Source organism: Pseudomonas sp. BS3767, from assembly GCF_900099665.1.
GTDB lineage: Bacteria > Pseudomonadota > Gammaproteobacteria > Pseudomonadales > Pseudomonadaceae > Aquipseudomonas > Aquipseudomonas cerasi.
In genome coordinates this window covers 67,044-78,996 of the sequence record NZ_FNCX01000003.1, presented here as the reverse complement: position 1 = coordinate 78,996, position 11,953 = coordinate 67,044, and the positions used below count along the sequence as shown (strand labels likewise).

Annotated in this window: 10 protein-coding genes and 2 pseudogenes; 8 read left to right on the top strand and 4 right to left on the bottom strand. The window is 57.4% G+C overall.

Annotated features, from left to right (window positions below; translation table 11 throughout):
• Positions 1-513 precede the first annotated feature (513 nt).
• A complete protein-coding gene (locus tag BLR16_RS09355; RefSeq protein ID WP_060407375.1) occupies positions 514-1,077 on the top strand; it encodes a hypothetical protein in 564 nt (187 codons plus the stop codon).
• Positions 1,078-1,413: 336 nt separating this feature from the next.
• Here BLR16_RS09355 and BLR16_RS09350 read toward each other — a convergent pair whose 3' ends face one another.
• The gene (locus BLR16_RS09350) at positions 1,414-2,310 is read right to left on the bottom strand and encodes a LysR family transcriptional regulator (RefSeq protein ID WP_074805841.1); all 897 of its coding nucleotides are present in this window, start codon (positions 2,308-2,310) and stop codon (positions 1,414-1,416) included.
• A 130-nt stretch (positions 2,311-2,440) separates the two neighbouring features.
• On the opposite strand from BLR16_RS09350, the gene lldD reads away from it, so the two are divergent.
• Both lldD and BLR16_RS09340 read left to right on the top strand, forming a co-directional pair.
• On the top strand, positions 2,441-3,583 hold the full coding sequence (lldD, locus tag BLR16_RS09345) for an FMN-dependent L-lactate dehydrogenase LldD (RefSeq protein ID WP_074805844.1): 1,143 nt from the start codon (positions 2,441-2,443) through the stop codon (positions 3,581-3,583).
• Between the two features lie 126 nt (positions 3,584-3,709).
• A complete protein-coding gene (locus tag BLR16_RS09340) occupies positions 3,710-3,973 on the top strand; it encodes a hypothetical protein (protein ID WP_058396846.1) in 264 nt (87 codons plus the stop codon).
• Between the two features lie 163 nt (positions 3,974-4,136).
• Here the strand turns inward: BLR16_RS09340 and BLR16_RS29270 are convergent, their stop codons facing one another.
• Positions 4,137-4,925, bottom strand: a complete 789-nt coding sequence (locus BLR16_RS29270) for a methyl-accepting chemotaxis protein (RefSeq protein WP_371124105.1) — start codon at positions 4,923-4,925, stop codon at positions 4,137-4,139.
• A 117-nt stretch (positions 4,926-5,042) separates the two neighbouring features.
• A pseudogene (locus tag BLR16_RS29265) lies at positions 5,043-6,017 on the bottom strand (cache domain-containing protein); the annotation flags it as partial.
• Between the two features lie 214 nt (positions 6,018-6,231).
• On the opposite strand from BLR16_RS29265, the pseudogene BLR16_RS29260 reads away from it, so the two are divergent.
• Positions 6,232-7,413 (top strand): annotated as a pseudogene (locus tag BLR16_RS29260) (methyl-accepting chemotaxis protein); the annotation flags it as partial.
• Positions 7,414-7,452: 39 nt separating this feature from the next.
• A complete protein-coding gene (locus BLR16_RS29255) occupies positions 7,453-8,316 on the top strand; it encodes a methyl-accepting chemotaxis protein (protein ID WP_371124103.1) in 864 nt (287 codons plus the stop codon).
• 63 nt (positions 8,317-8,379) lie between these two features.
• Here BLR16_RS29255 and BLR16_RS09325 read toward each other — a convergent pair whose 3' ends face one another.
• Positions 8,380-9,144, bottom strand: a complete 765-nt coding sequence (locus BLR16_RS09325) for a meso-2,3-butanediol dehydrogenase (protein WP_003433744.1) — start codon at positions 9,142-9,144, stop codon at positions 8,380-8,382.
• Positions 9,145-9,370: 226 nt separating this feature from the next.
• On the opposite strand from BLR16_RS09325, the gene BLR16_RS28840 reads away from it, so the two are divergent.
• The 3 genes from BLR16_RS28840 (at position 9,371) to BLR16_RS09310 (ending at position 11,916) form a co-directional block, all read left to right on the top strand.
• Positions 9,371-9,499 carry a hypothetical protein gene (locus tag BLR16_RS28840; RefSeq protein ID WP_256332995.1) on the top strand — a complete coding sequence of 43 codons (129 nt, stop codon included), beginning with the start codon at positions 9,371-9,373 and terminating at the stop codon, positions 9,497-9,499.
• A gap of 142 nt (positions 9,500-9,641) precedes the next feature.
• Complete coding sequence (locus tag BLR16_RS09315; RefSeq protein ID WP_003433746.1) at positions 9,642-10,910, top strand: OprD family porin; 1,269 nt, start codon at positions 9,642-9,644, stop codon at positions 10,908-10,910.
• 178 nt (positions 10,911-11,088) lie between these two features.
• On the top strand, positions 11,089-11,916 hold the full coding sequence (locus BLR16_RS09310) for an NAD-dependent epimerase/dehydratase family protein (RefSeq protein ID WP_054080629.1): 828 nt from the start codon (positions 11,089-11,091) through the stop codon (positions 11,914-11,916).
• Positions 11,917-11,953 lie beyond the last annotated feature (37 nt).

The following is an 11,953-nucleotide window of genomic DNA, read 5'->3' as shown; positions in this document are numbered from 1 at the left end:
ACGAAATGTGAGACAGGCATGAGACGGAATCCGAAGTGGGTGGGCGTCCGGGGCATATTCAGCCCGGGCTGCGTCAAAGTTGCCGCTTGGCCATCTCTTACCCATGGCAGACCCGAGACGGATTCTGTACAGGCTCTGGACGGATTGCGCGGCAACGGGAAGGCTGCCGAAATCCTTGACAACCCTAGACGGAGCCTCGACGAAATTTAGTCAGGTCTTGACGGATTCAGCAGGCGCCACAAGCAGCTTTAACGCTGAAAGGCACGCAGGACAAGGCTTTGCGGGCACTTGCGCAGCATGGTCAGAGCCAGCCTTGTCAATAATTCAAGAGATGTTCGTCAAGGCAACTGCCCGATAAATCACCCGGCCAAAAAATCAGCGGGATGGGGGTGGATTTGCGTTACGCGCAAACTGCGTTGAGTTGAAATGCATTGTGTCCGCATCCCGTATATGGTGCCTCTAGCGTCGAACATGAGGTTAGGCGCATTCAATGTATTTAAAGGAGCGCGCTTCATGCAGAGTGGCTTTCGATTTATCGCTGTGCTTGCCTATGTTGTTATTGCGGGTTGTGCAGGTGAAAAATCTGTCCCTAGAGATTCGGCTGTTGTCACCATATCCGCCTATGGCCCTGATCTGTTCGGTCAGCATGCACACGGTGTCGGGGGGCGCTTGGATGTCCTAGAGTCTTCGGAAGGGACAACCCAACTTAGCTATCCGCCCATGGATTTACGTTCCTGTAACCAATCTAAGACAGACTGCTCGTTGGGCCTAGGGGTAGTTGATGGCACCGCCAAAGTCATTTCGTCGAGTGCAGCCGGCGCAAAAGTGGCAATCAACCTCAACTACAAAGTGGGGCGGAGCCACTCCATCAATGCAAATGGCTATCAATCCAAGCAAGAAATACCGTCTGATGTGAAGGCATTGCATGCCAATCAGATAATCTCGAAGACAATCGATGTTGCTTATGGGGAGGTCTTGCACATGTCGCTTGCATACGGTGTCGATGTCGCAGTGTGTGCCCAGAAGCACTATGCGGGACAACTCATGCCGGACCGGAGCGTATGCAAGGGGTATTGATGATGGCATACCGCTCATCGGGTATGTCGTACAAAGCTCCAAGAGCTTTCGGCAGCCGCAAAACGGGCCATAAACATCTCAGCAGACGTCGCCGTGTATCCCCAGCTGTATCCCTACGAAAACCAACATAGATAATATCTATAAATTACAATAAGTTGCCAAACCAGTTCAAATGTCTGTGTACCACCAAGTACCGATTCACAGTTTTCTTCTGATCACTGTGAATCAACAAGAAGCCCGCCTCGTGCGGGCTTTCTTGTTTCTGGCCTTCCCGTTTTGCCACACCTCTTATGCCCCCAGCCCCCCTGCGTGTGCTTAAAGCACGCCTCCGGGATTTCAGGACGTCTTCGGGAAACGGGTTTCCCTAGCGAGCGCCAACCAGGCCTCGGCCGCAGGTGACAAGTGCGCGTTCTTGCGCCATGCCAACACCATATGCCAATCCGTATCCGGCTCGTCCAGCGCAACCAATCGAATCCCGTCGTGATAGTGCTTCTGCGCCAGCATCCTCGGCAAAAATGCGACACCCAGCCCTGCCGAGACCAGATCCACAATAAAGTCGACCTGACCACTGCGTGCAGTCACTTTGGGCGTAACGCCCTTGCGGTCGCAGGTCAGTTTGATCATGGTGTTCAGTGCAAACCCCGCCTCGAAGAGGATAAACGGCGTTTCGGCCAGGTCTTCAATGACGACTCGTTTGCGCTTGGCCAATGGATGGTTCTCTGCCATGACCACCACCACCGGCTCGATACGCACATCCTGGTAATCGAACTCTTCACTGAACGAGTTCATCTTCAACAGTGCAGCCAGCTCGACTTCTCCCCACGCCAGGCACTCATGCAGTTTGCTCGCGCCGTGCTCGGTGAGCTGAATATCGATATCCGGATAGCGGGCGCGGTATTGAGTGAACATGGCGGCGAAAAGCGCACCACTGCCCACGGGTGGCAGACCGATGCGCAACACGCCGCCCTTCAAACCACGCAGGTCGTTGAGCTCGGTCAGCAGATCGTTGCGCTCGGCCAACAGGGTCAAGGCGCGGCGGTAGACGATTTCACCGGCGGCGGTCAGTTCGCTGCGGTGGCCAATGCGGCTCAACAGCGGCGTGCCCAATTCGTCTTCAAGGGTCTTGACGGCCTTGCTGACGGTGGACTGAGTGAGCGATACCACGTCAGCGGCCTGGGAGAAGCTACCCTGACGCACCACTTCGACAAAAGTGCGTAATGTTCGAAGGTTCACAAGTATTCGATTTCCGACTGAATTCAAGTTGTATTAGTTGTTTTGATCATAGTCGGTTTTTCCGTAATCTGAACCTGCCGCTCACCCCTGGCGGCCTTGGTTCGTAGATTTATTCGCTCAGGAAAACGTCATGATTATTTCTTCGGCATCCGATTACCGTGCAGCGGCCAAACGCAAACTCCCGCGTTTTCTGTTTGATTACATTGACGGCGGTGCGTATGCAGAGCACACGCTGCGTGCCAATGGTTCGGACCTGGCCGATATCAGCCTGCGCCAGCGGGTCCTGAAAAATGTCGATAACGTGAGTCTTGAAACCAGGCTGTTTGGCGAATCCCTGGCCATGCCGATTGTCCTCAGCCCCGTGGGCTTGAGCGGAATGTATGCGCGCCGCGGTGAAGTTCAGGCAGCCAAGGCCGCGGCGAACAAGCGGATTCCATTCTGCCTGTCGACGGTGTCGGTGTGTTCGATTGAAGAGGTAGCGTCGCAGAGCAAGCAGGCGATCTGGTTTCAGCTGTACGTGCTCAAAGACCGTGGCTTTATGAAAAACGCTCTGGAGCGTGCCAGGGCAGCCGGCGTCACGACGCTGGTCTTTACCGTCGACATGCCAACGCCCGGCGCGCGTTATCGCGATGCGCACTCGGGCATGTCCGGGCCTTATGCCGCGCCTCGACGCATTCTGCAAGCCATGACCAAGCCGGACTGGGCGCTGAATGTCGGCCTGCTCGGTCGCCCTCATGATCTGGGCAATATCTCCAGATACCTGGGCAAGGCCACCACGCTGGAAGATTATGTAGGCTGGCTGGCGAACAACTTCGACCCGTCCATCAGCTGGAAGGATCTGGAGTGGATTCGTGAGTTCTGGGAAGGCCCGATGATCATCAAGGGTATTCTAGATCCGCAGGATGCCAGGGATGCGCTGAGTTTTGGCGCGGACGGCATTGTGGTATCCAACCACGGCGGACGTCAGCTGGATGGCGTGCTGTCCACCGCCAAGGCCTTGCAGCCTATTGTTCAGGCGGTCGGCAGTGACCTGACGGTGCTGGCCGACTCCGGCATTCGCTCGGGTCTTGATGTGGTGCGCATGCTCGCTCTTGGCGCCAAAGGCATGTTACTCGGACGCTCGATGGCTTATGCGCTGGGCGCCGATGGGCAGCGTGGCGTCGAGAATATGCTGGATATTTTTGCCAGGGAAATGCATGTGGCGATGACGTTGACCGGGGTGACATCGATTGAGCAGATCGACGAAAGCATTCTTGTTAAAGCAGTTGCTTGAAGGCCGGGACTGGATCGTTACTCAAGTCGGCCTTTCGACGAACTGCATTTTTCACTTTGAATGCCTGGTCTATGCTCGAAAATGCTGGCTCAAGACGAGCCAGCATTTCTCTTGAAGGAGCGAAGCATGCGTAAACTCGTACTCTCAATGACTGCCGCCCTCTTCCTGGCGGGTGCTGTAGCGCCCGTGGCCTTAGCAGAGAGTGAGCTCGAAAAGGGTGTCCGACACGATAACCGTGAGCTGGATAAAGGTATCGATCATGACGCCAAGGAAGTGGACAAAGGTGTGAAGCACGACGCCGACGAGGTCGACAAAGGTGCGAGGCATGACGACAAAGAGCGTCACAAGGCTGACAAGCATATCGATAAAGAAGTTAAAAAAGATCTATGACCAAAAAGCCTGCCATTGAGCAGGCTTTTTTATGGGCGGATGACGCTGTAACGTCCGGCGGGTTTGATAAAACACCTACGCACAGGTGCTTCTAGCCCTCACCCTTACAGACCGGGCCATCTACTCAGGGCAAGTGGCCCGGCCTCTGTCACTGGATGTACGGTCAAATCTTGAAACTGTCGACCAGTTGTTTCAAACGTCCGGCCTGTTGCGAAAGCGCAGCACAATCCTTGAGCGTTTCATTAAGGTTGGCCACGCCTTGTTGATTGAGCGTGTTGATCTGATTGATATCGATATTGAGTGTTTCGACAACAGCGGTCTGCTCTTCTGTCGCCGCAGCGACGGATTGATTCATGCCGTCGATATCGCCAATGCGCCGCGTTACATCGCGTAGACGACTACCGGCCTGATTGGCAACTTCGACACTTTCCTGACTCGACGTCTGACTTTCATTCATGTTGAGTACGGCGTGCTGAGAGCCGGTCTGCAGGCCGCCAATCATCTTGTGGATCTCGTCGGCAGATGTCTGGGTGCGATGCGCAAGGTTGCGCACCTCGTCGGCCACTACCGCAAAACCGCGTCCGGCTTCACCCGCGCGGGCAGCTTCGATAGCGGCGTTGAGCGCCAGCAGGTTGGTCTGCTGCGAGATGCCTTTGATGACATCAAGAATGTGGCCGATGTTTTCGGTGCTGGCGTTGAGTTGCTCGATCTGCGTGCAGGAATCACTGATCTTGGCCGACAACGCGCTCATGGCGTGGATGGTCTTCTCGACCACTACCTGACCGTCTTCTGCCTGATTGCGGGCCTCACTGGCCTGGATCGAGGCGTCCGATGCGTTGCGGGCAATCTCCTGGGTTGCAGCTCCCAGCTCGTTGATCGCTGCAGCGACGCTGTTGGTCCGGGCGCTCTGCTCATCGAAACCGACGATGGACGAGTTGGAGGAGTTGACCACCCGCTGCGACAGGTCATGCACCTGAAGCGTTGCGGAGGAGACCTCAGCGATGGACGCATGCACGCGCTCCACGAACTGATTGAACGAACCACCCAGTGCGGCGAACTCGTCCTTGCCCTGAATGCTCAGACGCCGGGTCAGGTCACCCTCGCCCTGGGCGATGTCCTGCATCGCACGGCCCATGTCGGTCAGAGGGCGCATCAGCGCGCGAATGAGCAGGCTCAACAGCAACGCAATCACGGCAACGGCAATCAGCACGGCAACCATCGCCGAGCTGCGAAACTGGCTCAAGGGCGCATAGGCCTTGTCCTTGTCGATCGACAGACCGATGTACCAGTCAGCCGAGGGCAGCCCGGTAATCGGGGTGAATGACAGCAGCCGTTGCTGACCATTGAGGGTCACCTCACGCAGGCGCGCGTCCAGGCTGATGGTCTGTCCGGGGTAGATGTCCTTGAGGTTTTTCATCACCTGTTCCTTGTCCGGACTGACGATGATCTGCCCGTCGCCACTGACCAGAAAGGCGTAACCCAGCCCACCGAATTCGACCGAGTTGATGATCTTGACCAGCGTGTCGAGGCTCAGATCGCCACCGACGACACCGGTGACCTGACCTGCCGCCTTGACCGGGCTGGCGATCGTTACAACCAGGCCACCCACGGAAGCCTGATAAGGCGCGCTGAGAATGGTTTTGCCCGCGTCGACAGTGGACTTGTACCAGGGCCGCTGGCGAGGGTCGTAGCCCGCAGGCATGTCCACGTTGGGCCGCTGAGTGAACGTGCCTTTGCTGTCACCGACATAGGTGAACTGGAAGGTCGATACCAGCGCAGACTGCGATACCAGCCCGCTGAGATCGGAATTGACCCCCTGAAAGGCTACGTTCTGGGTGAGATTTTCCAACACCAGAATGCGTCCGCTCAGCCAGTTCTGGACGCTGCTGGCAGTCAGCTGACCCGCTTGGCCCACGGAGGACTCAAGGTTCTGGTTGATCGTCTTACGTTGCAGGTAATCGTTGTAAAAGGTGAACAAGGCGAACGCCAGCACCACTACACCGGCCGCGGCCAACAGGATCTTATGACGAAACTTCAAATTCATGACAAGGCATCTCAAAAGGACTGCTAGAAGAAAGCTCAGATGCCAGAGCAACTTGCGACACAAAAAATGTCATGCCCTGCACACACAATGAACCTACAACGAATAGGGTTTTAATCGCGTAAACACAGCCAATAGCGTGCCTTTCCCGTGAAATGCTGCGCTGTACTCCAATGACGTTGGCAGTGCTTTATAACGGTGTGCCGACGCAATTGATATGCCTGAAAAAAATACTCGGCGCGTCTTGGAACTTTCTTTATTTTTTATTTCAGCTTGGCCGGTCCCTGCCGATAGCGTCTGTATACCTCACCCTGCCCTGACCTGTATGCCATACCTTTCAGGGATAACACCGTTTCAATGGCAGTTGTTGGAGAATTCAATGAGTAGCTGGTTTGCAAACATCAGCGTGAATATGAAACTGGCCCTTGGGTTCGGTCTAGTACTTGTTTTTACAGCCATTCTTGCATTGACTGGCTGGACCAGCATGAGCGGGCTGATCAATCGCAGCAACTGGATGAGTGACATTACTTCACTCAATGCCCAGTTGACCAAACTGCGCGTGACACGCCTCCAGTACATGGTGGCCGACGGCGACGAGAAGGTTGCCGAAACCGTGCAGACTTCGCTGGACAGCTTCAAGGCGTATCAGGAAAAACTTCGGGCCTCGTTCAAAAGTCCCGAAAACGTGAAAATGCTCGATCAGTTGGGCATCGTGATCGCTGACTACCAGAAGTCCCTCAACAATATGCGCAGTGGCTACAAGGCCAGCACTGCGGCTCGTGATGAGCTGACGACCCATGCTGTCAAAAGCCTCGCGGTATTCGAGCAGCTTGTGACTGAAGTCAAAAACATGGACCCGGCTGACGCCAACCGCTTCGAGCAGTACCGACTTGTCACCGACGCAAAAGATGACTTGAGACTCGCACGCTATGAAGTGCGCGGTTACACCACCAATGCCACACCCGAGACCGAGCAGGCAGCCGTCTCGAAACTGGATGCGGCCATCAAGGATCTGGATGCGCTCAAGGCAACCTTCAGCGGCACTCAGGCCGATCAGCTCAGGCAGCTGGAAACCTCGTTGATGGCGTACCGGGCGACCTTGCAGAACTTCAAGGCCGCCACGGGCACGATTGTCCAGGCGCGCAAGGAAATGACCACGCAAGGCCAGGATATCGTCAAGATCAGCGAGGACATGTACAAGCTGCAACTGGATCGCCGCGATCAGGAAAGCGCACAGGCGCGTACCACGCAGATTGTCTGCACACTGCTGGCTATCATTCTGGGCATCATCGCCGCAGTCATTATTACCCGGCAGATTACCCGTCCTCTGCAGGAAACCCTGGCGGTGGTCGATCGTATCGCATCCGGTGACCTGACCCAGACCCTGGCCGTGACACGCCGAGATGAGCTCGGCGTTCTGCAGCAAGGCATCCAGCGCATGGGCACCACACTGCGCGAGCTGATTGGCGGTATTCGCGACAGCGTCGTACAGATCGCCAGTGCCGCCGAAGAACTGTCGGCGGTTACCGAACAGACCAGCGCTGGCGTCAACAGCCAGAAAGTCGAAACCGACCAGGTCGCCACCGCCATGCACGAGATGTCGGCGACGGTTGCAGAAGTGGCGCGTAACGCCGAACAGGCCTCGCAAGCCGCTTCCAACGCCGACCGCGAAGCGCGTGACGGTGACAAGGTGGTGGGTGAAGCGATCGCCCAGATCGAGCGACTGGCCAACGAAGTGGGTCGCTCGGCCGACGCCATGACTCAGTTGGAGCAGGAAAGCGACAAGATCGGCAAGGTGATGGACGTCATCAAGGCGGTGGCGGAACAGACCAACCTGCTGGCGCTCAACGCTGCTATCGAAGCAGCGCGTGCGGGTGAAGCCGGACGTGGTTTTGCCGTGGTTGCCGACGAAGTCCGCGGCCTGGCACAACGTACACAGCAATCCACCGTGGAGATCGAAACACTGGTCGCTGCGTTGCAGAGCGGTACGCGCCAGGTGTCCAGCATCATGCTCAACAGCCGCGAACTGACCGTCAGCAGCGTGACCCTCAGCCGTAAGGCTGGCACGTCGCTGGGCAGCATCACGCAGACGGTGTCGAGCATTCAGGCGATGAACCAGCAGATTGCCGCCGCCGCTGAAGAGCAAAGCGCGGTTGCCGAAGAAATCAGCCGCAGCATCGTCAACGTGCGCGATGTCTCCGAGCAGACGGCTTCGGCCAGCGAAGAAACCGCTGCGTCCAGCGTCGAACTGGCGCGCCTGGGCGGGCAATTGCAAACGATGGTCAGCCACTTCCGGATCTGATCACCCAGCGTTGACATCAAGCCCGGTCTTTACCGGGCTTGATTGTTTCTGCACTCCTGACAGTCACGCCTGTGGCGGCTGCCCGTTGGATGCCGACAGGCCGCCATCGACCGGGAGGTTGACGCCGGTCACGAAGCGCGCGTCGTCACTGGCCAGGAAAGCGATCACATCGCCGACGTCTTCGGCTTCACCCGGGCGACCCAGTGGGATGCGCTCCATGAACTTGGCCATCAACGCTTTGTCACCGAGCATATCTTCGGTCAGCTCGCTGCGGGTCAGTGAGGGGCAGACGGCATTCACGCGCACGCCGTCAGCACCATGGTCCATGGCCAGCGAACGAGTGAAGTTGGTGATCGCGCCCTTGGCCGCGTTATAGAAACTCATGCCCCAGTCGCCGCCCAGACCGGACACCGACGAGACGTTGATGATGTTGCCTTTGCTGGCGATCAGTGCAGGCATGGCGGTGCGGGTGCAATAGAACACGCCGTCCAGGTCCACGGACATCAACTCTTTCCAGTCCTCTATGCCCAACTCGGTCACTTTGCCGGACTTGACGATGCCGGCATTGTTGACCAGCACATCCAGGCGCCCGAAGCGCGTCGCCACTTCCTTGAACAGCGCTTCCACGTCGCTCGGGTCGGCCACGTCCGCGGCTCTGACCAAGTGCCCTTCGCCCTTCAGTTGGGCGGCTACTTTGGCCAGCTTGTCGTGATTGCGGCCGACCAGCACGACGCTTGCGCCTTCCTCGGCAAAACGTTTGGCGGTCGCTGCGCCGATTCCGGAACCGGCACCTGTGACGACGACGACTTTCTGGGTGAAACGATTCATTCGGCAGTCTCCAAAAAGTAAATGGGATTATCGGGTGGACTGCACACCCGGCCGCCGCGTTCACTCGCATTTAATTTTGGTATCAGTGGCGCTGTAAATGGCCGGTGAATCGTTAAACCTCGACCATGGGTGCGTTGACAACGCCGCAGCGGTCTGCAAATAATCCCCACGGTTGTACGACAACCTATAACGCCAAAAATAAAAACAACACCGAGGCCAGTCCATCATGAACACTCTCGCCGCGCCTGCTCGCTCGATCAGCAAGGGCTCAATCATTGAAGCCCTGATCAGTGACGTATTGTTTACTGAAAACTCGCACTACCAGACACCCTTCTCGATTAACAACATTCGCTGAAACACAGCGAACGGTACTCGGCCGCCTGCAGGTCGAGGCCATGCCTGGCGACAGGCATCACGTAATCCTCGAAGGTGTCGGCCGCCGCTTGCGCGGGGCCAGGAAAGGGGACGGTTTCACTAAACAAGGGAGCACAACAATAATGACATCTCACACTACCCGCTCACGCATCCTGCTGGGCTTCGGCGGTATGACGCTGATTTTCCCGATGCTCGGCATGGCCGAAGGTTTCGTCGACGACACCAAGGCCACGCTCACCCTGCGTAACGCCTACTTCAACCGTAATTTCACCAATCCTGCATACCCGAGCAGTGCCGCGCCACAGAGCAAGGCCGAGGAATGGACACAAAGCTTCATTCTCGACGCCAAGTCGGGCTTTACTCAGGGTGTGGTGGGTTTCGGGGTTGATGTGCTGGGCCTGTATTCGCTCAAGCTCGATGGCGGCAAGGGTACGGGCGGCACTCAGCTGCTACCGATCCACAGCGACGGGCGTCCGGCCGATGATTTCGGGCGTCTGGGCGTGGCGGGCAAGGCGCGGGTTTCCAAGACCGAGCTGAAGGTCGGCGAGTGGATGCCGGTGCTGCCGATCCTACGCTCCGATGACGGTCGTTCGTTGCCGCAGACGTTTCGCGGTGGCCAGGTCACGTCCAAGGAGATCGACGGCCTGACGCTGTATGGCGGCCAGTTCCGCGGCAACAGCCCACGCAACGATGCGAGCATGGAAGACATGTCGCTGAACGGGCGAGGCGCATTCACCTCGGACCGCTTCAACTTCGGCGGCGGCGAGTATGTCTTCAACGACAAGCGCACCCAGGTAGGCGTCTGGTACTCGGAACTGCAGGACATCTATCAGCAGCAATTCTTCAACCTGCTGCACAGTCAGCCGCTCGGCGACTGGACCCTGGGCGCGAACCTGGGTTACTTCATCGGCAAGGAAGACGGCAACAAACTGGCCGGCGACCTGGATAACAAGACGGCCTACGCGCTGCTCTCGGCCCGCTATGGCGGCAGCACCTTCTATGTCGGTCTGCAGAAGCTGACGGGCGATACCGCGTGGATGCGCGTCAACGGCACCAGCGGCGGCACCCTGGCCAACGACAGTTACAACTCCAGCTACGACAACGCCAAAGAGAAATCCTGGCAGCTGCGCCATGACTACAACTTCGCGACGCTGGGCGTACCCGGCCTGACCCTGATGAACCGCTATATCAGCGGCGACAATGTGCACACCGGCAACATCACTGACGGCAAGGAATGGGGCCGGGAGTCTGAACTGGCCTACACCGTCCAAAGCGGTGCGCTGAAGAATCTGAACGTCAAATGGCGCAACTCCAGCCTGCGTCGTGATTTCAGCACCAACGAATTCGACGAAAATCGCGTGTTCGTCAGCTACCCTATTTCGTTGCTCTGAAAGCGTGGCAGAGCCTGTTGGCCACGGCAGGTTTTGCCTTGTTACAAATGTATCCGGCCAAGTGCGTGCACAGCCCGTTTTTAGACCTTGGCCGCGTTGACAATCAGCGTATGCGGTGCCGATAATCCGGCAAGTCATACGACAACAGATGACAAAAATAACAATCGGGACTTCTCTCATGGCATCGGCTCATACCACTCAAACTCCCTTCAATCGCCTCCTGCTGACCGGCGCGGCAGGTGGCCTGGGCAAGGTATTGCGCGAAACTCTGCGCCCTTACACAAAAGTGCTGCGGCTTTCCGACATTGCCGAGATGGCGCCCGCTGTCGACGGCAGTGAGGAAGTTCAGGTCTGCGATCTGGCCGACAAGAACGCCGTGCACCAACTGGTCGAAGGCGTCGACGCGATCGTGCATTTCGGCGGTGTGTCGGTCGAACGCCCGTTCGAGGAAATCCTCGGCGCCAATATCTGCGGCGTGTTCCACATCTACGAAGCCGCCCGCCGGCACGGCGTGAAACGCGTGATCTTTGCCAGCTCCAACCACGTGATCGGTTTCTACAAGCAGACCGAGACCATCGACGCGCACTCCCCTCGCCGCCCGGACAGTTACTACGGTCTATCCAAGTCCTACGGCGAGGACATGGCCAGCTTTTACTTCGATCGCTACGGCATCGAAACCGTCAGCATCCGTATCGGCTCATCGTTTTCCGAACCGCAAAACCGCCGAATGATGAGTACCTGGCTGAGCTTTGCTGACCTGACTCAGTTGATCGAACGCTCGCTGTACACGCCAGACGTGGGCCACACCGTGGTCTACGGCGTCTCGGACAACAAGACCGTCTGGTGGGACAACCGCCTGGCCAGCAAACTGGATTACAAACCGAAGGACAGCTCGGAAGTGTTCCGCGAGAAGGTCGACGCCCAGCCGCTGCCGGCAGCCGATGACCCGGCAATGCTTTACCAGGGCGGTGCCTTTGTGGCTTCAGGACCGTTCGGCGACCAATAAGCAGCGCTTTCCCCTCGCAGCACTCTGGAGACACGAA

What these genes read in the sequence shown, in the direction of transcription:
- BLR16_RS28840 (WP_256332995.1), top strand. Translation starts at nt 9,371, where the DNA reads ATGAACACTCTCGCCGCGCCTGCTCGCTCGATCAGCAAGGGCTCAATC.
- lldD (WP_074805844.1), top strand. Translation starts at nt 2,441, where the DNA reads ATGATTATTTCTTCGGCATCCGATTACCGTGCAGCGGCCAAACGCAAA.
- BLR16_RS09355 (WP_060407375.1), top strand. Translation starts at nt 514, where the DNA reads ATGCAGAGTGGCTTTCGATTTATCGCTGTGCTTGCCTATGTTGTTATT.
- BLR16_RS09310 (WP_054080629.1), top strand. Translation starts at nt 11,089, where the DNA reads ATGGCATCGGCTCATACCACTCAAACTCCCTTCAATCGCCTCCTGCTG.
- BLR16_RS29255 (WP_371124103.1), top strand. Translation starts at nt 7,453, where the DNA reads ATGGGCACCACACTGCGCGAGCTGATTGGCGGTATTCGCGACAGCGTC.
- BLR16_RS09325 (WP_003433744.1), bottom strand. Translation starts at nt 9,144, where the DNA reads ATGAATCGTTTCACCCAGAAAGTCGTCGTCGTCACAGGTGCCGGTTCC.
- BLR16_RS09315 (WP_003433746.1), top strand. Translation starts at nt 9,642, where the DNA reads ATGACATCTCACACTACCCGCTCACGCATCCTGCTGGGCTTCGGCGGT.
- BLR16_RS09340 (WP_058396846.1), top strand. Translation starts at nt 3,710, where the DNA reads ATGCGTAAACTCGTACTCTCAATGACTGCCGCCCTCTTCCTGGCGGGT.